The organism is Coleofasciculus sp. FACHB-542 (assembly GCF_014695825.1).
Lineage (GTDB): Bacteria > Cyanobacteriota > Cyanobacteriia > Cyanobacteriales > FACHB-T130 > FACHB-T130.
In genome coordinates this window covers 29,450-54,316 of sequence record NZ_JACJPB010000036.1, presented here as the reverse complement: position 1 = coordinate 54,316, position 24,867 = coordinate 29,450, and the positions used below count along the sequence as shown (strand labels likewise).

General features: G+C 47.0%; 25 protein-coding genes. 14 read left to right on the top strand and 11 right to left on the bottom strand.

Annotated features, from left to right (window positions below):
• Window positions 1–583: 583 nt before the first annotated feature.
• Both H6F52_RS12200 and thiL read left to right on the top strand, forming a co-directional pair.
• Window positions 584–1,393 carry an exosortase-dependent surface protein XDP2 gene (locus H6F52_RS12200; RefSeq protein WP_190534954.1) on the top strand — a complete coding sequence of 270 codons (810 nt, stop codon included), beginning with the start codon at window positions 584–586 and terminating at the stop codon, window positions 1,391–1,393.
• A 250-nt stretch (window positions 1,394–1,643) separates the two neighbouring features.
• Window positions 1,644–2,660, top strand: a complete 1,017-nt coding sequence (gene thiL / locus H6F52_RS12195) for a thiamine-phosphate kinase (protein ID WP_190534952.1) — start codon at window positions 1,644–1,646, stop codon at window positions 2,658–2,660.
• On the opposite strand, the gene H6F52_RS12190 is transcribed toward thiL, so the two are convergent.
• A complete protein-coding gene (locus H6F52_RS12190; RefSeq protein WP_190410558.1) occupies window positions 2,657–3,670 on the bottom strand; it encodes a type I glyceraldehyde-3-phosphate dehydrogenase in 1,014 nt (337 codons plus the stop codon). The two genes, thiL and H6F52_RS12190, sit on opposite strands and share 4 nt — an antisense overlap.
• Window positions 3,671–4,596: 926 nt before the next feature.
• Window positions 4,597–5,229: a nicotinate (nicotinamide) nucleotide adenylyltransferase gene (gene nadD / locus H6F52_RS12185; RefSeq protein WP_190534950.1), complete on the bottom strand. Its 633-nt coding sequence runs from the start codon at window positions 5,227–5,229 to the stop codon at window positions 4,597–4,599.
• A 329-nt stretch (window positions 5,230–5,558) separates the two neighbouring features.
• Here nadD and murC point away from each other — a divergent pair, with 329 nt between their 5' ends.
• From murC to H6F52_RS12170, 3 genes are all read left to right on the top strand, one after another.
• Window positions 5,559–7,100, top strand: a complete 1,542-nt coding sequence (murC, locus tag H6F52_RS12180) for a UDP-N-acetylmuramate--L-alanine ligase (RefSeq protein ID WP_190410561.1) — start codon at window positions 5,559–5,561, stop codon at window positions 7,098–7,100.
• Window positions 7,101–7,239: 139 nt separating this feature from the next.
• On the top strand, window positions 7,240–8,220 hold the full coding sequence (gene murB / locus H6F52_RS12175) for a UDP-N-acetylmuramate dehydrogenase (RefSeq protein ID WP_190534948.1): 981 nt from the start codon (window positions 7,240–7,242) through the stop codon (window positions 8,218–8,220).
• A 73-nt stretch (window positions 8,221–8,293) separates the two neighbouring features.
• The gene (locus H6F52_RS12170) at window positions 8,294–8,632 is read left to right on the top strand and encodes a YbaB/EbfC family nucleoid-associated protein (protein WP_190530227.1); all 339 of its coding nucleotides are present in this window, start codon (window positions 8,294–8,296) and stop codon (window positions 8,630–8,632) included.
• Window positions 8,633–8,849: 217 nt separating this feature from the next.
• Here H6F52_RS12170 and H6F52_RS12165 read toward each other — a convergent pair whose 3' ends face one another.
• Window positions 8,850–10,220 carry an SGNH/GDSL hydrolase family protein gene (locus H6F52_RS12165; RefSeq protein ID WP_190534947.1) on the bottom strand — a complete coding sequence of 457 codons (1,371 nt, stop codon included), beginning with the start codon at window positions 10,218–10,220 and terminating at the stop codon, window positions 8,850–8,852.
• Between the two features lie 330 nt (window positions 10,221–10,550).
• Between H6F52_RS12165 and H6F52_RS12160 the strand changes: the two genes are divergently transcribed.
• Window positions 10,551–11,027, top strand: a complete 477-nt coding sequence (locus H6F52_RS12160) for a low molecular weight protein-tyrosine-phosphatase (RefSeq protein WP_190534945.1) — start codon at window positions 10,551–10,553, stop codon at window positions 11,025–11,027.
• Window positions 11,028–11,066: 39 nt separating this feature from the next.
• Here H6F52_RS12160 and H6F52_RS12155 read toward each other — a convergent pair whose 3' ends face one another.
• On the bottom strand, window positions 11,067–11,732 hold the full coding sequence (locus tag H6F52_RS12155) for a response regulator transcription factor (RefSeq protein WP_190410902.1): 666 nt from the start codon (window positions 11,730–11,732) through the stop codon (window positions 11,067–11,069).
• A gap of 95 nt (window positions 11,733–11,827) precedes the next feature.
• On the opposite strand from H6F52_RS12155, the gene H6F52_RS12150 reads away from it, so the two are divergent.
• Window positions 11,828–12,589, top strand: coding sequence for an aldolase/citrate lyase family protein (locus tag H6F52_RS12150; RefSeq protein WP_190534943.1), 762 nt, complete (start codon window positions 11,828–11,830; stop codon window positions 12,587–12,589).
• Window positions 12,590–12,809: 220 nt separating this feature from the next.
• Window positions 12,810–13,481 carry a 2OG-Fe dioxygenase family protein gene (locus tag H6F52_RS12145; protein ID WP_190410567.1) on the top strand — a complete coding sequence of 224 codons (672 nt, stop codon included), beginning with the start codon at window positions 12,810–12,812 and terminating at the stop codon, window positions 13,479–13,481.
• A 304-nt stretch (window positions 13,482–13,785) separates the two neighbouring features.
• Here H6F52_RS12145 and H6F52_RS12140 read toward each other — a convergent pair whose 3' ends face one another.
• The 3 genes from H6F52_RS12140 to H6F52_RS12130 form a co-directional block, all read right to left on the bottom strand.
• On the bottom strand, window positions 13,786–15,372 hold the full coding sequence (locus H6F52_RS12140; RefSeq protein ID WP_190534937.1) for a glucose-6-phosphate isomerase: 1,587 nt from the start codon (window positions 15,370–15,372) through the stop codon (window positions 13,786–13,788).
• Window positions 15,373–15,604: 232 nt separating this feature from the next.
• Entirely contained in the window at window positions 15,605–15,862 is a 258-nt protein-coding gene (locus tag H6F52_RS12135; RefSeq protein ID WP_190534934.1) for a cytotoxic translational repressor of toxin-antitoxin stability system, read from the bottom strand.
• 107 nt (window positions 15,863–15,969) lie between these two features.
• Window positions 15,970–16,188, bottom strand: coding sequence for a hypothetical protein (locus H6F52_RS12130; protein WP_190410570.1), 219 nt, complete (start codon window positions 16,186–16,188; stop codon window positions 15,970–15,972).
• 116 nt (window positions 16,189–16,304) lie between these two features.
• Between H6F52_RS12130 and H6F52_RS12125 the strand changes: the two genes are divergently transcribed.
• The 6 genes from H6F52_RS12125 (at window position 16,305) to H6F52_RS12100 (ending at window position 21,462) form a co-directional block, all read left to right on the top strand.
• Window positions 16,305–17,198 (top strand): branched-chain amino acid ABC transporter permease, encoded by an 894-nt coding sequence (locus H6F52_RS12125; protein WP_190410571.1) that lies wholly within the window; start codon window positions 16,305–16,307, stop codon window positions 17,196–17,198.
• Between the two features lie 112 nt (window positions 17,199–17,310).
• Window positions 17,311–18,066: an ABC transporter ATP-binding protein gene (locus H6F52_RS12120; protein WP_347275842.1), complete on the top strand. Its 756-nt coding sequence runs from the start codon at window positions 17,311–17,313 to the stop codon at window positions 18,064–18,066.
• A gap of 11 nt (window positions 18,067–18,077) precedes the next feature.
• The gene (locus H6F52_RS12115; protein ID WP_190534929.1) at window positions 18,078–19,271 is read left to right on the top strand and encodes an alpha/beta hydrolase; all 1,194 of its coding nucleotides are present in this window, start codon (window positions 18,078–18,080) and stop codon (window positions 19,269–19,271) included.
• A gap of 13 nt (window positions 19,272–19,284) precedes the next feature.
• Window positions 19,285–20,157, top strand: coding sequence for an alpha/beta hydrolase (locus tag H6F52_RS12110; protein ID WP_190534925.1), 873 nt, complete (start codon window positions 19,285–19,287; stop codon window positions 20,155–20,157).
• A gap of 158 nt (window positions 20,158–20,315) precedes the next feature.
• On the top strand, window positions 20,316–20,828 hold the full coding sequence (locus H6F52_RS12105; RefSeq protein ID WP_242033929.1) for a CAP domain-containing protein: 513 nt from the start codon (window positions 20,316–20,318) through the stop codon (window positions 20,826–20,828).
• 10 nt (window positions 20,829–20,838) lie between these two features.
• Complete coding sequence (locus H6F52_RS12100; protein ID WP_190534920.1) at window positions 20,839–21,462, top strand: ribonuclease H-like domain-containing protein; 624 nt, start codon at window positions 20,839–20,841, stop codon at window positions 21,460–21,462.
• A 126-nt stretch (window positions 21,463–21,588) separates the two neighbouring features.
• On the opposite strand, the gene H6F52_RS12095 is transcribed toward H6F52_RS12100, so the two are convergent.
• The 4 genes from H6F52_RS12095 to H6F52_RS12080 all read right to left on the bottom strand — a co-directional run bounded on the left by H6F52_RS12095 (window position 21,589) and on the right by H6F52_RS12080 (window position 24,861).
• A complete protein-coding gene (locus tag H6F52_RS12095; RefSeq protein WP_190439339.1) occupies window positions 21,589–21,966 on the bottom strand; it encodes a rhodanese-like domain-containing protein in 378 nt (125 codons plus the stop codon).
• Window positions 21,967–22,936: 970 nt separating this feature from the next.
• Window positions 22,937–23,293 carry a DUF760 domain-containing protein gene (locus H6F52_RS12090; protein WP_190410577.1) on the bottom strand — a complete coding sequence of 119 codons (357 nt, stop codon included), beginning with the start codon at window positions 23,291–23,293 and terminating at the stop codon, window positions 22,937–22,939.
• Window positions 23,294–23,434: 141 nt separating this feature from the next.
• Window positions 23,435–23,923, bottom strand: a complete 489-nt coding sequence (gene scpB, locus H6F52_RS12085) for an SMC-Scp complex subunit ScpB (RefSeq protein WP_190410904.1) — start codon at window positions 23,921–23,923, stop codon at window positions 23,435–23,437.
• An 89-nt stretch (window positions 23,924–24,012) separates the two neighbouring features.
• A complete protein-coding gene (locus tag H6F52_RS12080) occupies window positions 24,013–24,861 on the bottom strand; it encodes an ABC transporter ATP-binding protein (protein WP_190410578.1) in 849 nt (282 codons plus the stop codon).
• Between the last annotated feature and the right edge of the window lie 6 nt (window positions 24,862–24,867).

Genomic DNA, 24,867 nt, shown 5'->3' with positions numbered 1-24,867 from the left:
CCCGTTTTCACATTTATTTTTTAAGTATTTTCTCGTAATAACTATTACCTTTAGCAAGTTTAAAAGTTAATTTTTCAGTATTTTCCGTACTTAAATTTTTAACGTCTCAGTGTTTCTTCGTATGTTTAATTTATTTTTAAATGGTATGAAATTAGTAAACCGTATTTTCCCGGAAATTCCAAAAATTGTTTTTATTTAATCGTTAAAAATCCGGATACATATATATTCGCGCTTCTAAAGCCTTACTTCACACCAACTTTACAAGTTTTTGGAGAAACTACGGCTGATGTTAAAGAGTCAGTAAAGATACGTCCGAATGATTGCTATCCCCTCGAATGATTCCCTATATTAGGAAGAACAAAGCCAAGCATATTTACGCGGTCTTCTGAGTTTGCTACTAAAAGTTAGAGTCATCTCTTAGGTAATTGGTCTTCGTTCATCAGGTGCTTAAGTAGTTTTCAACGCACTCATCCGTATCACTCAAGCAAACTACTAGGTTCAACAAAAAAATAGCAACACGGCTCAATCCCTAAATATGCGGACATTAAAAATCTTGAACTTCGGATCAATTAAGGTGAACCAGATGAAACTTCAACAGACTTCAGCCTTCATGAGCTTAATGGCTGGCAGCCTTCTAGCTTTTTCCGCGACTTCAGCTCAAGCTTTCGCTCCATTTGATTTTGGCACCACCTTTTCTCCAAATCCTGCTGACCCCAAAAAGGATATCAAGCTAGAAGCAGTTACTTTTGGTTCCAAGACGCTCAAAGACTTCTCGCTAGTTACAGGTGCCAAAATCATCCAAAATGACCTGGTAAAAACTGGCCCCGGCAGTTCCGACCACGGAGATGGTACAGTCAGCGACCCTTATCTCCCAGAGGGTCCTAAAAAGGAAAACCCCACAGCTGCTGATATCGTTGCTAGCTTAGGCAACTTGAACCTCAACAGCATCATTGACACTGAAGACGACTATGGAACATCTATAATCGAAGTTTTCTTCGGGAAGGCAACAGACACATTCTTCTTCTGGGAACGAGGTAACGCTCTTACTGCGAACGATCCAGGCCCTGGAAACAGCGATTTATTCGTTGAGTCCCTGGATAAATTTGGCAACGTGCTAGACAAGTTTAAGATTACCAGAGACATGTGGAAGGATGCTGGGTACAGCATCAACACCAAAGAAATCAACGAAAATCAGAAGGTTGGTTCTTTAGGTCTGAAAGGGACACAGAAGGCTGTAGGTCTCCGGTTGACAAGCCACAAGGGCTTTAACGGGCCTGACTATAAGGTAGCCGCTCAAAACGTGAGCGTGCCTGAACCAGCAAGCCTTGCAGGTTTAGGAATGGTAGCAGGTGCTTTAGTGGTTTCTCGCCGCCGCCAAGCTGCTAAGTCCTAATTCTCCATTGTTTTAAACAATGCATATATTAATCGGGATTAGATGCTGAACAAGGCTTCTAGTCCCGATTTTTTGCCAATTTAGAAAGGATTGCGGGTGAGGTAGACTGCCAAACGCCAGATAATGTCATTTTGAGACTGAGCTTGGACAATTGCTGGTAGCTACGACAGATATGTTGCTGGATAAGTCGATTTTAGCGATCGCGTTTCTTCTAGCCGCTAAACTATCAGACACTGAATAGTTTAGATGCATGAAAATTCGAGATATTGGAGAACAAGGTTTATTAGAACGATTGCAGCGCTTTTGTCCGCCGGAAGTTGTGGGGGATGATGCGGCGGTGATGACCCTTCAGCCTGGTCAAGAATTGGTAGTGACAACCGATTTACTGGTAGATGGAACTCATTTTAGCGATCGCACCACTGCCCCAGAAGACGCTGGCTGGCGTGCTGCTGCTGCCAATTTATCCGATCTAGCCGCAATGGGGGCACTGCCTCTGGGCATTACTGTAGGTTTGAGTGTCACGGGTGATACACCTGTCACCTGGGTTGAGCGACTCTATCAGGGACTCACCGAATGCCTGCAACAATACAATACAGCGATCGTCGGCGGCGATATTTGCCGCTCATCGGTGATTACCGTCGCGATTACCGCCTTTGGTCAAGCTTCACCAACTCAGATCCTTCGGCGCTCAAATGCTCAGGTAGGGGATGCCATTGTCGTCACCGGCGTTCACGGAGCCTCACGAGCTGGTCTAGAATTACTGCTTCACCCAGAGTTTGGTCAACACCTCAGTGAAACTGACAAAGCATCTTTAATCGAAGCTCACCAGCGTCCCAAGCCTAGGCTAGATGTATTGCCGCTTTTGTGGGAAATTTTAGATTTTCCATCCCACATCAAAAATCTAAAATCTAAAATTCCCGTGGCTGGCATGGACAGCAGCGACGGTCTAGCAGACGCCATTGTGCAAATCTGCCGGTGCAGCCGAGTGGGTGCCTATATCGAGCGCAGCGCAATTCCCCTTTCTCATGCCCTAACTCAGCTCGTGCCTGCCGAGCAAGCTCTGAATTGGGCCTTATACGGTGGTGAAGATTTTGAACTGGTGCTGTGCTTACCGTTAGAAAAAGCCCAGGCGTTAATCAAACGACTGGGCAAAGGAGCTGCTGTAGTCGGGAAAATTACTATCGGCTCAAACGTCTTGTTAGGAGACTCTACCGGCGTCTATCCCGACCAACAACTCACCCTAAGCCAAAGCTTTCAGCATTTTTAAGCTTTCCACTTCTGACCCACCAGTTCAGCCAAGTCTACAACCCGCTGAGAGTAACCCCACTCGTTGTCGTACCAAGAGACAACTTTAACCAGGTCTCCGCCCATAACCATCGTTAGACTGGCGTCCACAATGGAAGAAGCATCGGTACCCCGATAATCGCTGGAGACTAGCTCCAGTTCGTTGTATTCCAGAACGCCTTGCATAGGGCCTTCAGCAGCAGCTTTCAGCGCTTGGTTCACTTCATCCGCGAAGGTTTGCTTCTCGACTTGAATCACCAAATCCACTACGGAAACGTTTGGAGTAGGCACCCGCAAAGCAATTCCATTCAGCTTGCCCTTCAGCTCTGGCAACACCAAAGCTACTGCTTTGGCAGCACCTGTTGAAGTGGGAACAATGTTGAGCGCTGCTGCCCGTGCCCGCCGCAAATCCCGGTGAGAAGCATCCAGTAAGCGCTGGTCGCCGGTATAGCTGTGGGTGGTGGTCATCGTGCCTTTAATAATGCCGAAGTTTTCGTGCAGCACTTTGGCAACAGGCGCTAGGCAGTTGGTGGTGCAGCTGGCATTGCTGATCACAACGTGCTTGTCGTGGTCATAGTCTTTATCGTTGACGCCTACCACAAAGGTGCCGTCATCGTTTTTACCGGGAGCGGTAATCAGAACTTTCTTCGCTCCAGCCTTGATATGCTTGGATGCCCCTTCCTTGCTGGTAAAGACGCCAGTTGATTCGATAATCAGGTCAATGTCCCAATCTTTCCAGGGCAAGTTTTCTGGGTTGCGATCCGATGTGCATTTGACCGTTTTGCCGTTAACAGTGATGGAGTTGTCATCGTAACTGATATCAGCGTTAAACTTCCCAAGCATGGAATCATATTTCAGCAAGTGGGAGTTGGTTCTTGGGTCAGAAGTGTCATTGATCGCGACGACTTCTATATGGCTATTTTCCCGACCCAGCCAGCATCGCATAAAGTTACGTCCGATGCGTCCAAAACCGTTGATCGCTACTCTAATCACAGCGTCTTGCCCTCTGTCTTGTGACCTACAGAATTTCCTGTTAATGACCCCAATCATATCGCAAAGGCTGAACAATTCTACCTAGTGGTTTGCAGCGATTCTCCTAAATCGAATCCGTTGTGGGATCGAAACGAATCTTTCTTGACTGGACAAAGGACAAAATCTAGAGAAACCGCGCGATCGCTGACGTGCTCGTTTCCAGCGTGGCCCAACTTCTACCGCTAGAGGCTATGAGAAGGGGCGCGAGTCGAAGCGGAAGTGAACTTATTTTGAGGCTTTTGCGAGCTGAATTTTGGCCTAGATAATTATTTTATTGGTTTTTTCTCCGATTTAGGCGATTTAATTGCTAATTAAATCTATTTTCTTATTATTAATCCCTGTAAAAACTTGTAGCTATTGTTTGGTACGAATAGTGCCTAAAAGCATAAAGTGAAGAATTTCAATTTTTTGACGGTAGGAGCATTAGGTACTCTGAGAACTACAGAAATCGCAAGTTTTAGGGTACTTGCTCTCATTCCAGCGCCTAGTCTAACTGGTTGTTCCATATCTACCCCGAAACTCGTTGCTTAAGTTAAAAGCACTGATTGAGTTGTTTAACCTCGCTTGCGAGTTACGGAGGCTAGGTTAAGTACAAAGAAGCGCTACCAGCTTTTGACCAAGTGCTGAAACTTAAGCGGAGACGACTTCATCGCCTGGTATTTACGAGGCTACACGCTTAGTAAAGGACAGTATCAAGAAGCGATCGCCCACTCGCCAACTATGATGCAGCCATTCAACCCCAGCCAAATGACCTATTAGCGTTGTTTGACAAAGGGAATGCTCTGCCTGAATCGGAACGTTCTGAAGCATTCAAGAATCATTAAACTAGAGATTCAAAATTAAAACGGCTCATAATTTTGAATCATTATTTTAATTCCAAATTAATTTCAAATCCAGCCTCCGTAGAGGTTGTGGATGGAAATATATACTCTGACAGCTTCTGGGACTAAATAACGAATCGAGTGTTTTTGGCGACAATAGTGGCGAATCAAACTTGATGAAATGCCCACTTTCGGCATTTTCAACAACTGCCAGCGAATCGTCAACTCTTGGGCGACAAGCTGTTGAACAATCTGCTGGCAGAGCAAATTTTCTCGGTTATCATCCACCGGGATCGGCAGTTCTTCTGGACGCGGTGCCACCAACCATTCACAAGCGGGTACAAGTTCCTGCCGTCGATGCCAACGAGGTAAGGTTCTGAAAGCGTCCGTACCAATAATCCAGTGCCAGCGGCTATTCGGGTAGAGAATCTGGAGGTCTAAAAGGGTATTAATGGCATAATCTGGACGGGTGCAATTTGTCTCTAGAGGCGAGAAAACAAAGTTTGGATGGTCTGCGATCGCTTGTTGCACCATTTGAGCGCGATGCTCAAATTCCACCGCCACTTTGTAGGCAGGACAGCGACTCGGTACCCAAATGACCTGGTTTAGAGCCGCTTGAGATAAAGCAGTTTCCGCCATCAACAGGTGTCCACAGTGAATGGGATCAAAGGTTCCACCCAAAATTCCCAAGTTTTGCATACAAGATCCGTTGTGGCTTGTTTCCTATTCTCTAGGTTAAGCAGTAAAAATGCGGATGATCTGCTACTGTCTTGGTGTTAGTCTTTGCAGGAAGTTTCCGGACTGAAATGCATTTTGACGTGTAAAGATAAAAACCATCCCATGATAGAAGCCGCTCTATTTAGGAATGACCTAAAGTGCAGTTATAGCGACCGAAAGCGGATTCTGCGATCGCGCTCTGGGATTGTGCTGTAAATCTTGGCAAGGTTGTATCAAGAAAAATCAATTCTTGATATGATAGCGCGTGTTATCCGTGCAGCCTGGTGTGGTGTGGTGTGTAAGGAGCTAAGATGCCGAATACTGTTGATTTTACCGGGAGGCCGTTTCATTTCATCGGCATTGGTGGAATTGGAATGTCAGCTCTCGCCTACGTTCTAGCCAAGCGTAAGCTGCCTGTATCTGGATCGGATATTCATTCCAGCCATATTACTAAACGTTTGCAGGCCGTTGGCACTCATGTTTTTGGAAGTCAAGACGCCGCAAACTTAGAATTTTTTCAACCAACCGAGGACTCAGCCTACGAAGCATTACCAACGGCAGTCATTGGTATAAGCGATCGCCTGGAACCCTCCAGGGAACCTGTAGAAACTGGAGCAACTCGGTCGAGTAATCGAGGGTCATCTACGAACCTAAGGGCAATGGCTCTGCCCCAAGTGATTTGTTCAACTGCAATCAATCCGGCAAACTCTGAATATCGGGCAGCTATTGAATTAGGCTGTCCGATTTTTCATCGTTCTGATTTATTAGCAGCTTTGATTCAGGATTACCAAAGTATTGCTGTCGCTGGTACTCATGGGAAAACTACAACTAGCAGTTTGATTGGGTATTTACTGCTACAAGCAGGATTAGACCCAACAATCGTGGTAGGCGGTGAAGTGAATGCCTGGGGAGGCAACGCACGGTTAGGAGACGGTCCCTATCTAGTTGCGGAAGCGGATGAATCAGATGGGTCGTTATCGAGACTCTCAGCCGCAATTGGTGTGATTACAAATATTGAACTGGATCATCCAGATCACTATGAATCGCTCGAAGAGGTGATTAGCACCTTCCAGATATTCGCTAAACGCTGTAAAACCTTGGTGGGGTGCATTGATTGTGCTGTAGTTAGAGATTCTCTGCAACCCGCAATCAGCTATAGCTTGCAGCGAGATTCTGGGGCTGATTATACGGTCGATCGGGTGGATTATCGGGCGGATGGCACAGAGGCACAAGTTTGGGAACGGGGAGAAATTCTGGGGAAGCTCTCCTTAAAGTTGCTAGGCAAGCACAATCTCAGCAATGCCCTAGCAGCCGTGGCTGTGGGTCGTCAGCTGGGGATGGATTTTGAGGTAATTGCAGAGGCGATCGCGACCTTCGAGGGTGCCCGCCGCCGATTTGAGCTGCGGGGCGAGCGTAATGGCATCTACTTTGTGGATGATTATGCCCACCATCCCAGCGAACTTCTGGCAACCCTGTCAGCAGCTCGCTTGCAAGTGTTGCCGCCGCGAAGGCTTGTCGCTATTTTCCAACCACACCGCTACAGCCGGACGCTCGCTTTTTTACCGGAATTTGCTCAATCTTTTAAAGATGCCGATATTGTGATTCTCAGCGATATTTATAGCGCCGGAGAACCTAATTTGGGGCAGATTAGCGGTGAACAAGTCGCGGAATTAGTGGCGGGTAATCATCCGAACGTGCATTACCAACCGTCTCTCCCGTCCATCTGTAAGTTACTTACAGATACCCTTCGACCGGGCGATTTGGCTCTGTTTTTGGGGGCGGGGAATCTAAATCAGATTATTCCTGAGGTCATGGCGTTCTATCAAAAAACTGACGAAGCCAGTCTCAAGTAATCGGTGATGACTGAATCCGTTAGCTGCATTGAAGTCGTACTTATGAGTAAAGAAGTTCCCAGCTAACAGATTCACTCAAAATTACTCAAAACTCATGTTGTGCCCTCAGCTGTCTCGGCATTCAAATTTGTGAATTGATATGACTCTCTCTTATGATCCAGCCAGCGTTGTAAACGCTTCTTCCCCCCAGAAAAAATCCACCAAGTCTTCTTCCCCGCTTTACCTACCAGGAACCGATTGTATTGTGCGATCGCAAGCTCCCCTCTCCAGCCTGACCTCTTTTCGAGTGGGAGGACCAGCCGAATGGTATGTAGCTCCTCGCCGTACCGAAGAACTGCAAGCTAGTTTTGAGTGGGCGCGGTATCAAGAATTGTCGATCACGCTCTTGGGAGCCGGTTCAAACTTACTGGTGAGCGACAAAGGTCTTCCCGGTTTAGCCATCTGTACTCGCCATCTCCGCCACACCAACTTCGACCCCGAAACGGGTCAGGTGAGTGCAGGTGCCGGAGAACCCATCGCCCGCCTCGCATGGCAGGCAGCAGAACGCGGTTGGCAAGGGTTGGAATGGGCTGTTGGCATCCCCGGTACAGTCGGCGGCGCAGTGGTGATGAATGCAGGCGCTCACACCAGCTGTACCGCTGATATTTTAGTTAACGTCCAAGCCCTCTCACCCAGCGGAAAAGCTGAGATTTTGACACCACAACAACTGGGATTTGCCTACCGCACCTCAATTCTGCAAGGAGGCGATCGCTTGGTGACGCAGGCAACCTTCCAACTTGAACCGGGAGCCGACCCAGCTCAAGTTATGGCAACAACTGCCAAACATCTAGAGCAACGGCGAACCACTCAACCCTACCATTTGCCAAGTTGCGGCAGCGTTTTCCGCAATCCCGATTCTCACAAAGCTGCCTGGTTGATCGAACAAACCGGACTCAAAGGCTACCAGATTGGCGGTGCCCAAGTCGCCCAACGCCATGCCAACTTTATCCTCAACTGTGGCGGTGCTAAAGCTAGCGATATTTTCCATTTGATTCGCTATGTTCAGCAGCAAGTGGAACAGCATTGGTCTCTGTGCTTAGAACCAGAAGTGAAAATCTTAGGTGAGTTTCAGCCTGCTTAAAGGTGTCGCCAGACGCCAGGGATACTAAGATTGAAATTGGCTTGCAAGTCTATCGCATACGGCATTAATAGTTATGACACAGAAAGGATTTGGCTTTGGCTTAGGCAAAATGAAAGAACTAGCCGAAGCTTTTAAAAAAGCCCAGCAGGTTCAAGAAGGTGCCAAAAGGCTCCAAGAAGAATTGGAGCAAATGGAGATTGGGGGAGAGAGCAGCGGTGGAAGCGTTAAGGTTTTCCTCAGCGGCAATCAAGAACCTCTGCGGGTAGAAATTTCAGCAGACGCCTACAATCAGGGAGCAGATGCTCTAGCTGAACTTGTAACAGCGGCAATGAAAGATGCCTACGAAAAATCCACCGCAACAATGCGACAGCGGATGGAAGACCTCACCAGTGGACTCGACCTGCCACTGTAACCCTTAAGGGATTTCCCAGGCATCAATATCTGCCGCTCTTCTTAGGCAGGCTTCTCGCCTGCCACCTACTTATCGTAGAGAGACGGCTAGCAGGCAAAACTGCGGGAATATTTCCTAGGTTTAGAAATCTTTATAAGATAGGCACAATAACTTCAGGGATAGAGGAGAATTTGGCTCTACATTACTTGTTCTCTCCTCTGCTCCCTGGCTCTCCTGCCTATTGCGGCTGCTTTGCTGGCTGTATCTGTAGCCTTGGTAACTCCAAAAACGTTTTGTAGAGCCGATCTGCCATTACTGTATTGGCTTCATCCGTCAAGTGAATGGCGTCTGAAAAAGCCTGACCTGGGAAATTCTGGTAAAGCTTGTAAAAATTCAGCACTTTCACATTTTGCGGAAAACTTCTCTGTAACTGCCCAGTCTTTGTGTCTAATTGTCCATACCCGGCTTGCACTCGTTGGGTGTAGGTTGAACCGAGTTCGCTTAAAAGCTCCCGTTCTCTAAGAGAAAGATTATTGGTTGAGCGCCCCGTAATTTCTGGCTGAACCACCAAAACCAAAGGAATCTGCGCTGCTGCTGTCAGACGAACCATCTGTGTCTGGTGATTTTGATAACGCTTGACCCGACGCTCCAGCTCAGTGGTGTTAGCTGGCAGACGTTGTGCTAAAGGGACGCTTTCTTCTCTCACTGCCATCGTCAGCTGCTCTACAGTCGGTTGCGGTTTCAACACCCAATACTGTGTTGCTTTAACTAAATAGGTTTGATTGAGCCAGCGCTTCATGTCCTGAGTCAGGTCAAACCACAGATGTCCTGCTGCGTTGTTCAGAAATTTTTCTACATAAGGGATATTCGTTTCGTTTTCAGTGCTGGGTAGCATTAAATCTGCATACCCGTTCAAAACCACAATTGCATCAGGCTGGTAAGGCAAAATCTGGAGGGCAAGCCCAGCCAGTTCGTTCCCCGAAGTATAGCCAGGAACCGCCGCGTTAATGACACGATAGTTGCCTTCCCGAATCCGTAGCGGCAAGGCGAGTGCTTTCACCCGTTCTGGCTTGTAGTAGGGCAAGAAATCCGGGCGAAATTTCTCTGGAGAAGCTTTCTGCTGCTTTACCCGTATATTCAGACTACCTTCGAGCTTATGGGCAAACGTGGTTGCGTTATTGGAACTCATTTGACCAAAAGCTGTAGAACCGCCCAAAATGAAAATCCGAATTTCATCTTTGGGTTTCGCTTGAGAAACCGGCTGGTCATCACGAAAACCCTGTTCGTTAATGCGCCAGAATTTGCTCTGTTGATTTCCTGCCAGCTGATATCCCACTGATAAACGCCGTTTGGCAACCAGACGCCCAGAATTCGGTAAACCCCCGTAGGTTTGCTGGTTTTGATCGAGGAATTTAAGGCGGTAGGCGGTAACTTCTGTTGGTTCACCTTCATAGGCTGCCAATTCAGCATTTTTGCCCGCAACGCTCACAGCAACCCGTGCAAGCAGTTCCAAGAGAATCAAAATGAGGGGCAAAGCTAGGAGTAGGATGAGGAGCGAAGGCGGCTGGCGGCGTTTTTGATAAGGTTTGTAGCGGGACTTTTTAAACATCAAGTAATGAACCTCAAATGACCAACGAACAAAGGAAGTAAAAGGCAAAAAAGGGATGATTAAATGCTTGCCTTTCGCTTTCATGAGTTGCCGGTGGAGTCAGGCAGAATAACAAAAGTAAAGATTAACTCAATCCCGGCATTCGTTATCCCACTGCGATCCCAGTATGCAGCAATTTCGTTGCTAAACTTAACACCAGGGTAGATGACCACTTATGATTAATGAGTTATACCGATTGGCTTTCCTCTAATGCTGGTGCGGAATTAGAGACTTGTGAATGGGGAAGTGTATCAATCATTAAACGTACAAAACTAGACATCTTAGCATCAAATGTCCTACAAGTTATTATTCGTTTGCTTGGGCAATATTTGCCGGTCGCCTGCGGCAGAAAACATCATGAACCATTTGATTGAGCAAGCAAACTTAGAGGAACGGATCATCTGCGATTCTGCCGGTACAGCTGGTTATCACATTGGTCGTTCCCCCGACCGACGCATGGGAGTAGCCGCAGGACACAAAGGAATTAAACTCCAAGGTCAAGCGCGGCAGTTTCAAAGGTCTGACTTTGAGGACTTTGACCTGATTCTGGCAATGGATCGGGAGAATTACCGCGATATCCTCTCCCTTGACCCATCAGGGCAGTATCGGGACAAGGTGCGGCTGATGTGTGACTTTTGCACCCGCCATACTGCGACTGAGGTTCCTGACCCCTACTACGGTGGTCCGGAGGGGTTTAACCAAGTCATCGATTTACTTTTAGATGCCTGTGAGGGTCTGCTACAACACGTTAGTCAGGCTAATCGCTAATGGGCTAATTCGATTCAATAATTAGCCGTTAGCAATTGACTATTCCACTAGATGATGCTCTAAGGCAAAACGCACCAGTTCGGCTCGGTTGCTAGTTTCCGTTTTTCTCAGCAGGTTGCTAACGTGCTTTTCCACCGTCCGAGGACTTAGGTGCAACTCGTTGCCGATGTCGGCGTTAGATAAACCCTTGGTGAGTAAATCGAGAACTTCCTGTTCTCGCTGAGTCAGGTTGAATGAGTTTGAAGGAGTATGTTGCGGAAGCCCAGGCGCTTCCACTTCCTTCTCTGGTGTGGCAACAGCATGAATCAGCGATCGCCATTCGACTTGAATCATCTGCGATCGCTCTAAAAGATTGCGAATCACTGCCCCTAACTCATCCAACTCAAACGGCTTGGGCAGATACAGATCGCAGCCTAATTGGTAGCCCCGAATCCGTTCTGAGGTCGTTGCACGCTCCGTTAAGAAAATTACTGGTAATAGACGAAACGCTGGGCGTTGACGGAGACGCCGCACCAGTTCATAGCCATCCATCCGGGGCATCATAATGTCTGTTACCAGCAAATGAGGATGATATGACTCAACTAAACTGAGAGCTGCTTGACCATCCTCAGCTGTAATAACTGAGTAGCCAGACATTTCCAGATAATCGCATATAGAAAGCCGAATTCCTGGATCGTCATCGGCAACCACGATGAGCAAAGGCATGGGCACAGAGGAAGAGCGTACATAACCCCTAGAATAGGTCAAGTCCATCCTAAAAGTGGGAACACTGTTCTGCCTCTTAAGGTGAAAACTGACCAATGCGTGAAAATCAACTGAAACGGAAACTCAAGCGAGGTGAGGTTGTCCTCGGCCCGTTCATCAACTGCGCCTATCCGGCTTTTATAGAAATCTGCGGACACGCAGGATTTGACTTTGCCGTGATTGACATGGAACACGGTGCCCTCAACACACTGGTTGCCGAAGACCTGTGCCGTGCAGCCGACTGCGTGGGATTGGCACCGATTGTACGCATCCGCAAGAACGACGCACCGCAAATTCAACGGGCACTGGACATCGGCAGTGCCGGTGTTCAAGTGCCTCAGATAGAAACTCAGTCCGACGCAGCGGATGTTGTGCGTGGTGCCAAATATAGCCCTCTTGGTTCGCGCGGACTTTCATTTTACACCCGTGCTGGCGTGTACGCAGCAGCAGGGACGCAAATTACAAATCAGCTCAACGAAGAATCTCTGATTGTCGTTCACGTCGAAGGGATTCGCGGCGTCGAAAATATTGAAGAAATTGTCAGCGTGCCCCACATTGATGTCATTTTTCTCGGCCCTTATGATTTGTCGCAGTCTTTGGGCATTCCGGGGCAAGTGCAAGACTCGCGGGTAATTGAGCTGATGCAAAAATGCGTTACCACGATTCGCAAGGCTGGGAAATCTGCGGGCACATTTGCCGATAATCCTGAAACAGCGAAGCAGTGGATTGATGACGGAGTTCAGTACATAACTCTCGGTGTGGATGTCGGTATTTTCCTGCGAGCGTGCGAGGCTTTGGTAAAAGCAGTGCGAACTTAAGGCTGCCAGTTCAGTAAAATCCCAGAGAAGGAAGAAATATGTAAAACTATATCTAAATTTTTACATTTCACTGAGTCATTGGGAGGGAATCTTTATCAAAAATTTGTATTAATTTTGTATCATAAACAACCAAATTAAAAATTCTAAGTTTATGCTTAAAGAATAGCCTTCCTGAAGTAGGAAGGAAAACTGGGGATCGAAGCGTACTGGAGAAAAAGCGATGCAAACGCTACCGGGATCGACGGATTTGGCTTATGCCATGATGTTTACCTTACACAAAGTCCATTCCGTAAAGATAGAAGGTTTTAAGCCATTCTTTAGCGATCTTCCTGTTGACCCTTACATCAAGAATAATTATCGTTTCAGAAGATTATCTCGGTTCAAAGTATTTGGAAATGACTTAGTCAAACTACCGCATGGTTACTTGTTTCAAAGCAAGCAATACAATCCATTAGTCGGCGATATCAAGCGAGAGTATGCCGAACTAGATGATGCCATTACGAAGCTTGAAGATTTCAAAAAACTTGTTTTGGCATTTATTGATTACTGCCAACTCGACCCAGAAGCTGTTGAAATAGGAGTTCATCAAATTAGAACGACCTGTTCGCCAGATAATTATGGAAACCCTGCCCCTGAAGGGATTCATCGGGATGGGACTGATTTTGTCGGCATATTTTCTGTAGGGCGGGAAAATATTCAAGGTGGAGAAACCCATCTCTACAAATCCAAAAAGCATGACCCGGTTTTTTCTAAAGTTCTTCATCCAGGCGAACTGCTATTAGTCAACGATCGGGAATTTTTTCACTATACAACTCCCATTCAGCCACTATTTCACGGTGAAGGAACAAGGGACGTATTTGTTCTGACTTGCCCCAGCTTATTGACAAATTAAGAAGGAGAAGGATTGAATTTCTCAGTTTTAGCTGTGCCTTTTTAGTTACTGTTTTGAGCAGCTTGCACGAGCGTCTCGGCATTGAGAGGTAGAGTCTCTAAACTTTCGTATTAGCCATAGGGGCACGGCAACGCTGTGCCCCTACTTAAACTTAAACTGAGGGGATGTAAAACTTAGCCACTCCCCTATTTGCAGAAGCTAGCGGACAGACCTCAATTTCCTCGATTAGAGCCATATTCAGCATCCTTCGAGTTGAAGCTTTGTCTTCGCTCTAGAATGCCAAATTTATGATAATTAGAGCCATTTAAATGGCGGAAACCCTCAAACTGCTGGGTTCGCCCAAATTGCCTTTTAAAACAACACTCCGCTGATTGGCATCAAGGTGGCGCAGAATTTTGTAGATTGCCTCAATTTGATCGGAGGCACCCGCTTTCTGAGCCAACTCAGTCAAAGAAAGGGGAGCGCCTTCCTCTTGTACTGCCTGCAAAACTCGTCTTTGCAAGTCGAGAATGGCGGCGGCAGCCTTTTTACCCGCTTCTACCCCTGGCTGGTGATAAGCATTGATATTGACCAGGAACCCATAAAGTCCAACAGCCCGGTCATACAAAGCAATTAAGGCACCTACCATGCGGGGATTTACCTGAGGAATCGTCACGGTGACAGAATCCCGCTGGTTTTCATACAAAGCTTGTCGGGTTCCCTGGAGTAAACCAGAGAGATAGTCGCCGGATGTGACTTCCGGCTCGACGAAGGGGGAGTTACCCTGCCGGTCTTTTAAGACTTCAATGAAAGTCAGGAAGAAATTCGGGACGCCCTCTCGCAACTGCTGCACGTAAGCGTGTTGGTCGGTTGAGCCTTTGTTGCCATAAACAGCAATCCCTTGGTAGACGATATTTCCGTCAAGGTCTTTTTCTTTGCCCAAAGATTCCATGACTAACTGTTGCAAATAGCGGCTGAATAGCAGCAGGCTGTCTTTGTAGGGCAACACCACCATATCTTTTTCGCCCTTGCCATTTCCGGCGAAGTACCAGCTCATCGCCAGTAGTGCGGCTGGATTTTTCTTGACTTGGGGCAGGCGAGTGGCAGTGTCCATTTCTTTGGCACCGGCAAGCATGGCGCGGATATCGATTCCCTGCAAGGCGGCTGGGAGCAATCCTACGGCTGACAGCTCCGAGGTACGTCCTCCCACCCAATCTTCCATTGGGAAGGTTGCCAACCAGCCTTCTGAGTTTGCCTGCCGATCTAATTTGCTGCTTTCCCCGGTAATGGCAACAGCTTGAGGGGAAAAGTTCAGATTCTGCTCAGCGAAGGCTTTTTGCACTTCTACCATGCCATTGCGGGGTTCTGGCGTTCCCCCTGATTTGGAGATGACTAAGACGAGGGTGCTGTTCAGCCGATCTTTGAGCTGGGAGAGGATACGGTCAATGCCCGCCGGATCGGTGTTGTCAATGAAGTGGATGGCGAGGGGCGGGAAGTCTGGAGCGATCGCTTGGGCGACAAATTGGGGACCGAGTGCCGATCCGCCGATACCGATGGAAACAATATCGGTAAACTTAGGAGCGTTGGGTGGATGAATTTCGCCGCTGTGGATTTTTTGGGCAAATGCTTCAATCTGCTCTAAAGTTTGGACAATCTGTTGTTTGATTTCCGGAGTGGGCGCTAAATCCGGGTCGCGCAGCCAGTAGTGACCTACCATGCGGTTTTCATCAGGGTTTGCGATCGCGCCTCCCTCCAGTGCCTCCATCTCCTGAAACGCCTTCTCAAACCTCGGCTGCATCGCCTCGACAAACTCACTATCAAACCGCATCCGGCTGACATCGAGGTAAAAGTCTAACCCCTCATGGTAGTAGAGCCATTCTTGGTAACGTTGCCAAAGTGCAGCAGCATCCATAAGTAAATCTCAATAAGCGTGTTTCCAGTCAACACAAGTTTAAGGTAAGCTTCAGCATCACTTTTGACGAATTAGCCTGTCAATTCGTTAATTGGGTAATTCTCCCACCCCAAATTGAGATTCAGAATTGCTTTAGAGTCCTGTACAGCTAGATTTATCTGAGATAGCCAGGAAAATTCATTAGACCGCTCTATTCGGTCTTACAACGACCGGCTTTCAACTCGAAAGCCTCTTAAAGACGCGGTTTGGGCAGAACCCGCAGAAATTTAACAAGATGCCCGGTGACTTCAATCGCAATTAGATAGTCATCTATCGTAAAGCGGTAGAAGATACTATCAGACCCGATTTCCCGGAGTTCCGGCAAATCGGTAATTCGCTCGATCCGCATGAACTCCTCAAAGACGAATTCATATATCCGCTCTCTAGCTGCGTATTCTAAGTTCTTCAGGTCTCGCAGAAAAGACCGGGCATAGCGCACTTCTAGTTTCACAGGGCAACTGGCTCTTACTCCAAATGGCAGATACTTTTTCTTTTTACTGCGAAATTTGACTAAAAGCGATTTTTACCCTTTGATTCAGCCGACGAACAGGGGAAAACTTAGGGGAAGTGCAACATCCGGAGAGCTTCTTCGCGAGTTAGGGTTTCCCCCGGCTGTACGGTATGCTTCGACTCTTGGATGGCTTTGAGCATATACAGGTCATAATAAATCTGTTGTAGAACTTTCCAGGCGTCATCCAAGTTGTCATCAGCGAGTTGATCGATTAAATCGGGTAGCTGAGCAGTTAAGCGTTGTAATCGACCTCTGAGAAAATTCATAATTAAACACTGGCGAACAACGTAACATTCCCTAGAGCCTTCTTGTTAGAGGGATCTTGGACAATCTAAAGCTTAGAGCTTAGAGTTTATAGTTTATTGAGTCTCACAAGCGTGGCATGGTTGGCTATCTCATCTTTTTGACAATTTCTACGACAATTTTTGCCCTGTTTAGCTTGGGTTTAAATTTACAGTGGGGCTTCACCGGACTGATTAATTTTGGGCATATTGCCTTTATGACAGTCGGTGCATACACCACAGTGTTGTTGAGCTTGCAGGGGGTTCCCCTAATTTTCGGGGTGGCTATCGGTGCTGTTTTAGCAGCGCTGCTAGGACTGTTAATCGGATTATCAACTCTACGGTTGCGCGAGGATTACTTAGCAATTGTGACCATCGGCGTTTCCGAATTGCTCCGTTTGGTTGTCAATAATCAGCCGTTGCCAATGGGCAAAGAATTTCGGCAAGGATCGTTTGGGGTATATGGATATGCCTTGCCGCCGGGAGATAAGCTTGGTTTGATGGTGTTGTCGCTGCTGGTATTGGGGCTGACATTTTGGCTGCTGGAGACGTTGGTGCGATCGCCTTGGGGTCGAGTGCTAAAAGCGATTCGAGAAGATGAGCAAATTCCTAAAGCATTAGGAAAAAATGTCTTTTGGTACAAATTACAATCTTTCATGCTGGGAGGCGCGATCGCCGGAGTCGCTGGGGCTTTTTTGGCATGGCAGACGACAACGGTTTACCCGAATAACTTTGAGCCACTGACGACTTTCTATGCTTGGACGATTGTTGTCTTGGGCGGTGCGGGTAACAACGTGGGCACAATCCTGGGGGCGGTGATTTTCTGGGGTTACGATAGTTTGACTCGCTTTTACTTACCTCAGTTGGTGCAACTGGATGCCTCGCGGGAAGGGGCATTTAGAATCATGGTGATTGGTTTAATCCTGATGGTGCTGATGGTTTGGCGTCCACAAGGTATCTTAGGGAAAAAAGAGGAACTGACCCTTGGCAAATAACTCGCACATTCCGCCCAATCGGTTGTCTGAGGGGTCTTTAAATGGGGGCGGCAAGCATCTCGAAGAAAGCCCCGATTTAGTCGAAGCAGACCCAAAACCCCCACTCTCAGAAATCGCTTTACTCGCTGCCAGCGGACTCTGTAAAAGCTTCGGCGGAGTTCGGGCTGTCGATAATGTCGAGATTACGGTACCGCAAGGCAGTATCACGGGACTGATTGGCCCGAATGGTGCTGGCAAAACGACGCTATTTAATCTCCTATCAAACTTCATTCATCCAGACAAAGGGCGGGTGATTTTTGACGGCGAACCGATTCATTCGTTGCAGCCGTATCAAATTGCTCAGATGGGAATGGTTCGTACATTTCAGGTGGCGCGGGTGCTATCGCGGCTTTCAGTGATGGAAAATATGCTGCTGGCAGCTCAAAAACAGACGGGGGAAAACTTTTGGAAAGTTTGCTTTCAACCCCATCTGGTGGCGAAGGAAGAACGGCAGCAGAGAGAAAGAGCCACGATTCTGCTGGAATCGGTGGGGTTGGCAGCAAAGGCGCAGGATTACGCCGGGGCGCTCTCTGGAGGGCAACGCAAGCTGCTGGAAATGGCACGGGCGCTGATGACGCAGCCAAAGCTAATTTTATTGGATGAACCAGCGGCTGGAGTGAATCCGACGCTGATTAGACAAATTTGCGACTACATCACCCAATGGAATCAGGAGGGCATGACCTTTTTGATTATTGAACACAATATGGATGTAATCATGTCCTTGTGCGACAAGGTCTGGGTTGTCGCGGAAGGTCGCAATCTTGCTGTGGGGACTCCGATTGAAATTCAGCGCAATCCACAAGTCTTAGAAGCTTACCTGGGGCAATAGAACAGCCGATTATGTCCCATTGGCTGCCGGTAATTATTCAGACGTTAGTTTTGCTCTTGAGTGGTGCGGCACTTTTCTTGAGTTCCTGGATTGTGGTTCCAGCGCCCACGATGTCCCTACTGCCATTAGGGGTAGGGGCACCGGAAGTCAGTCCTTGGTTGGTGGTGCTAAACGCGATCGCAAGTCTGTTGGTGCTGGTAACGATCCGTCGCACTCCGTGGCAATTTCTGGCTTTGGCTGCTAGTTTGCTAGCACTGCTTTTGAGTGTTTTGCCACTGTTACAGATGCCAGCGACACAACAGCATCTAGCTGTGGCAATGCAAGACGGTCTCGGCAACTACAGGGGAAATTTGCCTAATCGTCAGCAAAAAGGGATGCGCGAACAACCGTTCGTCCTAGCTGATGTGTTTCGAGGCATCAATCCGGGTGAAAGTCGCTATACCTCTGGCATCGTCTTTTCAAACCCAGATGGTGTCCCGTTGAGCATGGATCTCTACCGACCGCCGCAAGTCGGCAATTATCCAGCGCTAATTATCATCTACGCTGGGGCATGGCGGAGCGGCGACCCAACCCAAAACGCTGATTTCAGCCGTTATATGGCAGCGAGGGGCTATAGTGTCTTTGCCATCGATTACCGACACACGCCGCGCTACCGTTTTCCGGCGCAGCTAGATGACGTGCGTGCCGCCTTAGCCTTCATCCACCAACACGCAGCCGAGTACGAGGCCGATCCCGAACGGATTGCATTCGTTGGACGTTCCGCAGGCGGACATTTAGCAATGCTGGCGGCTTATGAGCCGGATGCACTGCCTGTAAAAGCAGTGGTTAGCTATTATGGCCCAGTGGATCTGTCTGGAGGCTATGCCGACCCGCCACGCCCCGATCCCATCGATACGCGAGCGGTTTTAAAAACATTTATGGGCGGAACGCCTGCGACCATGCCCGATCGGTATCGTCTTGCTTCACCGATTAGTTATGTTAGGCGATCGCTACCGCCAACTTTATTGGTGCATGGAAGCCGCGATAATTTAGTGCAATTAAAATTTATCCAGCAAATGCATCAACGTCTGCGTGCAGATGGAAATATATCGGTTTTGCTGGAAATTCCTTGGGCTGAACACGCTTTTGACGCTGTCTTTCAGGGGCTTAGCAACCAGTTAGCGCTCTATCATACTGAGCGATTTTTAGATTGGGCACTACGTTAATTAAAAAATGACGATGTTCGATAATTTTGATGTGGCTGAAATTGATACCACTGAAGCAAGAATCCATTTGGTTAAGGCGGGATCTGGTCCTGCACTGCTCTTGCTACACGGCTATCCTCAAACCCACGTCATGTGGCACAAAATAGCACCTCGTCTCGCCGAGAATTTTACAGTAGTGGCACCGGATTTGAGAGGTTACGGCGACAGTTCCAAGCCGGAAGGCGAACCGGGTCATCGGAATTATTCAAAACGAGCGATCGCGCAAGATCAAGTCGAGGTGATGTCAAAATTAGGTTATGAAGAATTTTATGTAGTCGGTCATGACAGGGGCGCACGAGTCGCTCATCGCATGGCACTCGATCATCCTCACCGAGTTAAGAAACTAGCATTATTAGATATCGCGCCTACCCATAAAATGTACGCGACGACCGATCGAGATTTTGCCACGGCTTACTACCACTGGTTTTTTCTCATTCAACCCGATGGCTTACCCGAAACCTTGATTGGCGCTAATCCTGAATATTACCTCCGCACCTGTTTAGAAAGATGGAGTCAAGATTTTTCTGCGTTTGTTCCGGAAGCCTTGGCTGAGTATATTCGGTGCTTTAGCGATCGCGCTGCGATTCATGCCACCTGCGAAGATTATCGCGCCGCTGCTACCATCGATTTAGAACACGATACCCTAGATATGGAGAAAAAAATTCTCTGTCCGGTGCTAGTTCTTTGGGGCGGAAAAGGAATTATTGGGCGCAAATATGATGTTTTAGAAACATGGCGCGATCGCGCAATTGATGTACGCGGTAAGGCTATCAATTGCGGTCACTTTCTACCCGAAGAAGCGCCAGAAGAAACTTATCTTGCCCTCTATGAATTCTTGGCAACGTGAAGGCGGGGAGCCGAAGAAATAACTTATAAAAAATATAGAATTGCTATAGTGAAAATCTATATTGTCAGCCTAAAAGAATTGCCACATTATTCCCAAACATTGATTGCCAAATATATACAAAATTCATGCAAAAATTAGCTGCGGGGCTTATTTTCGGAATGCTTGTCCTTGCTGTTGGCGCTGGAGGCTGCGATTTTATCCCTAATCCGGATGGCGAAATTTCGCCATATGAAACATCACCAGGCACCCCAAGCCCCAAATCGTCCAGTTCCTCCAGTAATTTCCTAACCTTGGAAGAGTACACTCACGAACTCATCAATCAATATCGAAAGTCCCAAAATTTGCCACCTCTGACGCTAGATTCTCGAATTAGCAAAGAGGCAAGGGCACATAGTCAGGCAATGGCAAATGGTGCGGTTCCTTTCAGCCATAATGGATTTGAGCAGCGAGCGAAGGCAATTGGTAAATCAATTTCTTATGGCGGTGCATCTGAAAATGTGGCATACAATCAAGGCTTTAGCGATCCAGCCAAGCAAGCAGTAGAAGGTTGGCTAAAAAGCCCCGGTCATCTGAAAAATATTCAAGGTCAGTATGATTTAACTGGGGTAGGTGTTGCCAAGAACGCAAAGGGCGAGTATTACTTAACTCAAATATTCATTAAACGCCGATAAGGAGAGAAAATTGGAAGATTTTCAGGTATGCGATCGCGACCTTTCCGAGGAGATATTGTCTCAGTATCTGCAAGAGTCAGCGATCGCAGTGGATACTGAAACGATGGGATTGATACCCCAACGCGATCGCTTATGCTTGGTGCAGCTGTGTGACGCTCAAAACCGGGTTACAGTCGTGCGAATTGCCAAAGGACAGATAGACGCTCCCAAATTAAAACAACTGATGGAAGCCCCCAATGTCCTAAAACTATTTCACTTTGCCCGTTTCGATGTTGCCCAACTACGGCAAAATTTAGGCATCTATGTAACTCCCATTTTTTGTACTAAAATTGCCAGCAAGCTTGCCCGTACCTATACTTCCCGCCACGGTTTAAAGGAGTTGGTGCAAGAGCTAGAGAAGGTAGAACTTGACAAAACGGCTCAAAGTTCAGACTGGGGAAATGCTGCAAACTTATCCGAAGAACAACTCCGCTATGCAGCGAATGATGTTCGTTATCTACTCAGCGTGCGACAAAAACTAATTGCAATGCTGCAACGCGAAGGGCGGTGGGAAGTTGCTCAGCAATGTTTTGAATGTTTGCCCACGATTGTGAATTTGGATTTGCTGCAATATAAGGATATTTTTGAACACTAAAAACGTGGATACAATAACTTATAAAATTCACGTCCTCTAGGGGCATGGTAATGCCATACCCCTACACAAGAAATAGCGGTTAAATCTACGTTTCTCATGTATTAGCGATTACTGGTTCACAATTCATTAACAGCTAGCAGTCAGAATCGTCTCAACTGGAAAACCTACTGCTTTCCACGCCGCTACGCCCCCTCTGATTTCAGACACTTGTTGATAGCCAGCCGCACGCAGTTTTGTAGCACCAACTGCGGTTTCTTCATCGGTTTCACCGTAAATGTAAATATCACGGGTGAGTTCCAATTTGGTGAGGGCGCGATCGACTAATTCGTTCATCGGCATGGGGATAGCTCCCATGATGTGGCTAATATTAAATTGGCTGCGATCGCTTACATCAATAATCGTCAAAGCCGGTTCACCCCAGTCTAGCCGCGCTTTCAGGTCATAAACACGAGATTGGGCTTGCAGCGTTGGCGGTGACGGAATAATCCAAAAGAACTTATTCATCGCTGGGTATCATCTTTTATGGCGTTCCCTGAAATTTAACAATAATTTTTAACATTTGCAAATTTTTATAGATAAAGTATTTACACTTGGGGGAATTTATGCCTATTTGTATAGGTGAAATTACTTAGAAAGTATAATCATTAGCTTTGACGATAAATGCTAGAAAAAATCTAAGATTTTCTTTTCCTGTATTGGCTGATTACTAAGTATTTTTTAAAATTTATTTTCTGGGAACTTTCAATCCTATTAAACGCAAAATAATCTTTAACAAAGGCATTTTGACAAAACTATAGGAAATTTTTTTCAAGGAACTGAAAGCTTTAACTGCAAATCAGGCAAAAATGCTTCATAGAAAATGGCTGTAATAAGATTTAAAATATAAGGTGTTTCAGGACTGGCATTAAGTAAAAATGTTCCCTGTCAAATCCGTCTCATCATAAAGTAATCCAACCGGGCTTGGGGAGCCTGGTTAGGTTTCGGGAATTGCAGGAAGAGAATGTAATGAATTAGCTAGATTAAATTTCAAATAATTTATCTAGCTAATTCATTACATTTTGAAATCATAATTCATTCTGCTTATTGCTTCTGAAGAAACGATTGCCGTGTTAGGATCGCTATCGATTAGATGAGCTTTAGTAGTGGTGCAAGAAAATGGAATTCAATGAACTGTTAACCTTAGCGCTGATGCTTAGTCCGGGTCTTTTACTGTCAATTTTGATATTGGCTGCTTTTGCGGCTGGCGGCTAAGACTATTTTTAGGTTCAGATGGGAAATTCCCTGAAATAGGAAGCCAATTGGCTAGTTGCCAACTATGCGATCGCAAGTTTGTAATAAAACGAGCAACTTTAACCGAAGCGATCGCCTAAAATGCCAAAAATAGGCGATAACTTCTCATCGAAACAATATCCTCTCTTGAGCTAGAGACAGAATTGCGATCGCAGATGACATATCGCTGAGAATTTGACTAAATTTAATCAGCGAATTTTTCGCTGTTAGAAGGTTTGTGAGACAGGGAAGAACCAGTCAACGATTCATCCAGCTGCATCCGTTGTTCAAGCTGGCGTAAGAAATAGCCAGTCATCATGGCTGATGCCAATAGACCTGCTAAATTTTCTCTGTCGGTCGTAATTTGAACGTTAAAATTCTCTGAGGGAAGCATTCCTACCAGTCCCTGAACGTTCTGCGAGACGATTTGCTTAATGTCCGGCGTGACAGATTTGGCAACTCGCGCTAAAACTTCTGGAGATTGGTGCTGAATATATTGGAGGAGCTGATTGACTTGTGCATCTTCAGGCTCGCGGTCGAACAATTCAGGGTTAAACACCATTGGAATAAAAAGATTTGAGTAGCTTTCCTTCTACTGTAAACGATTGTGTTGTTTGGCTACTCCATACTATTGGTTATCAAATGTAAGCCGATAGAGAGATTTTTTGAAAAATATGCTCTGTGAAACACCAAATGGCTGGTTTTACGGTACATCCTGCTGAGTCAGTTGGGGGAGTTGTTCGACTTCAAAATATTGATGAAATTTTTCCGTAACCTGTAACCAGTAGGAACGACCATCGGCTTGTCGGCGCTTGCGGATAAAACCCAGTTCGACAAGTTCCTGGACGTGCTGATAAGCTCCCGAACCGCGCAAATCGACCAACTCAGATTGGGTAATGGGGCCTTTGAGGGCGATCGCTGCCAGCGTCCTTAAGGCTCCCACGCCTAAGTCTAGCGGCACTAACGCCTCTACCAAACCTTGAAAGGGCGAGCGCAATTGTAAGGTAAAGCCTTCAGGCGTTTCCACCACTTCTAGGGCGCTATCCCGGTGGGCATAGTCAGTCATGAGTTCAATCAGGGCATCTTCGGCGTTATCGCGATCGCATTCAGCATATTCGGCAATTTCGCTAACCGAGATCGGCTTACCCTTGAGATAAAGAATGGCTTCAATTTTCGAGGCGAGGCGAGGCATCATTAGTCATTCGTCATTAGTCAGTCATTCGTCATTCGTCATTCGTCATGGGGAAGAGACTCTGAATAAAAGACGAATGACTAAATGGGTTAGTCTAGCTGGCGTCCTGTGAGTTCAACGAAAATATCTTCTAGATTGGACGGGCGAACCATCATACCAGTTTTATCCGGTGCAGCGTCAAGATAAGCGTTGGCTTGTTCCAGATTGGGGAAGAATTTGTATTCCCAGCGATCTCCTTGTTGTTTCATCACCAACCCTTCGCCGTGTTTAGAGCGCAGCTGTTGCAAGGTGCCAAGCTCAATCAATTGACCGGCATCCATGATACCAATGCGATCGCACAAATATTCCACCTCATCCATGTAATGCGTCGTCAGCAGCATCGTCATCCCTTGCTTATTCAAATCTCGGATAATTTCCCAGAGACGGCGGCGCGTTTGCGGGTCTAATCCCACCGTTGGCTCATCCAAAAAAAGAATAGAAGGTTGATGCAATAAGGCTCTGGCAATCTGCAATCGGCGCTTCATGCCACCTGAAAGGGTTTTTACCAGGCTATCTCGCCTGTCTACCAGTTCCACGTATTCCAGCCATCGATCGATGTCCTGCTGTCGCTGGTGCTGGGGAATATGGTGCATCCGCCCATGCAGTTCCATATTTTCCCAAACCGTCAAATCGGCATCCACGCTGATTTGTTGCAATACCACCCCAATATTTTGTTTTACCTGCAAAGGTTGTCGTACCACATCATATCCAGCGACCTCAATTTGACCTTCACTGGGTTTTGTCAATGTGGTTAGCATCCGAATTGTCGTAGATTTCCCTGCACCGTTAGGGCCAAGGAGTCCAAACATCTCTCCAGATTTAATCGTAAAGGAGAGGTCGTTGACGACAGGGATTTTGTTGTAGAGTTTGCGGACGTTCTCAAGGGAAACAGCAGTCATAGGAAT

Excerpts from the sequence above, each read along its gene's own strand:
- murB (WP_190534948.1), top strand. The coding sequence starts at position 7,240 with ATGACTCTCTCTTATGATCCAGCCAGCGTTGTAAACGCTTCTTCCCCC.
- H6F52_RS12115 (WP_190534929.1), top strand. The coding sequence starts at position 18,078 with ATGTCCCATTGGCTGCCGGTAATTATTCAGACGTTAGTTTTGCTCTTG.
- H6F52_RS12165 (WP_190534947.1), bottom strand. The coding sequence starts at position 10,220 with ATGTTTAAAAAGTCCCGCTACAAACCTTATCAAAAACGCCGCCAGCCG.
- H6F52_RS12160 (WP_190534945.1), top strand. The coding sequence starts at position 10,551 with ATGTCCTACAAGTTATTATTCGTTTGCTTGGGCAATATTTGCCGGTCG.
- H6F52_RS12145 (WP_190410567.1), top strand. The coding sequence starts at position 12,810 with ATGCAAACGCTACCGGGATCGACGGATTTGGCTTATGCCATGATGTTT.
- H6F52_RS12150 (WP_190534943.1), top strand. The coding sequence starts at position 11,828 with ATGCGTGAAAATCAACTGAAACGGAAACTCAAGCGAGGTGAGGTTGTC.
- nadD (WP_190534950.1), bottom strand. The coding sequence starts at position 5,229 with ATGCAAAACTTGGGAATTTTGGGTGGAACCTTTGATCCCATTCACTGT.
- H6F52_RS12080 (WP_190410578.1), bottom strand. The coding sequence starts at position 24,861 with ATGACTGCTGTTTCCCTTGAGAACGTCCGCAAACTCTACAACAAAATC.
- H6F52_RS12200 (WP_190534954.1), top strand. The coding sequence starts at position 584 with ATGAAACTTCAACAGACTTCAGCCTTCATGAGCTTAATGGCTGGCAGC.
- H6F52_RS12155 (WP_190410902.1), bottom strand. The coding sequence starts at position 11,732 with ATGCCTTTGCTCATCGTGGTTGCCGATGACGATCCAGGAATTCGGCTT.
- murC (WP_190410561.1), top strand. The coding sequence starts at position 5,559 with ATGCCGAATACTGTTGATTTTACCGGGAGGCCGTTTCATTTCATCGGC.
- H6F52_RS12105 (WP_242033929.1), top strand. The coding sequence starts at position 20,316 with ATGCTTGTCCTTGCTGTTGGCGCTGGAGGCTGCGATTTTATCCCTAAT.
- scpB (WP_190410904.1), bottom strand. The coding sequence starts at position 23,923 with ATGCCTCGCCTCGCCTCGAAAATTGAAGCCATTCTTTATCTCAAGGGT.
- H6F52_RS12170 (WP_190530227.1), top strand. The coding sequence starts at position 8,294 with ATGACACAGAAAGGATTTGGCTTTGGCTTAGGCAAAATGAAAGAACTA.
- H6F52_RS12110 (WP_190534925.1), top strand. The coding sequence starts at position 19,285 with ATGTTCGATAATTTTGATGTGGCTGAAATTGATACCACTGAAGCAAGA.
- H6F52_RS12130 (WP_190410570.1), bottom strand. The coding sequence starts at position 16,188 with ATGAATTTTCTCAGAGGTCGATTACAACGCTTAACTGCTCAGCTACCC.
- thiL (WP_190534952.1), top strand. The coding sequence starts at position 1,644 with ATGAAAATTCGAGATATTGGAGAACAAGGTTTATTAGAACGATTGCAG.
- H6F52_RS12125 (WP_190410571.1), top strand. The coding sequence starts at position 16,305 with ATGGTTGGCTATCTCATCTTTTTGACAATTTCTACGACAATTTTTGCC.
- H6F52_RS12095 (WP_190439339.1), bottom strand. The coding sequence starts at position 21,966 with ATGAATAAGTTCTTTTGGATTATTCCGTCACCGCCAACGCTGCAAGCC.
- H6F52_RS12090 (WP_190410577.1), bottom strand. The coding sequence starts at position 23,293 with ATGGTGTTTAACCCTGAATTGTTCGACCGCGAGCCTGAAGATGCACAA.
- H6F52_RS12140 (WP_190534937.1), bottom strand. The coding sequence starts at position 15,372 with ATGGATGCTGCTGCACTTTGGCAACGTTACCAAGAATGGCTCTACTAC.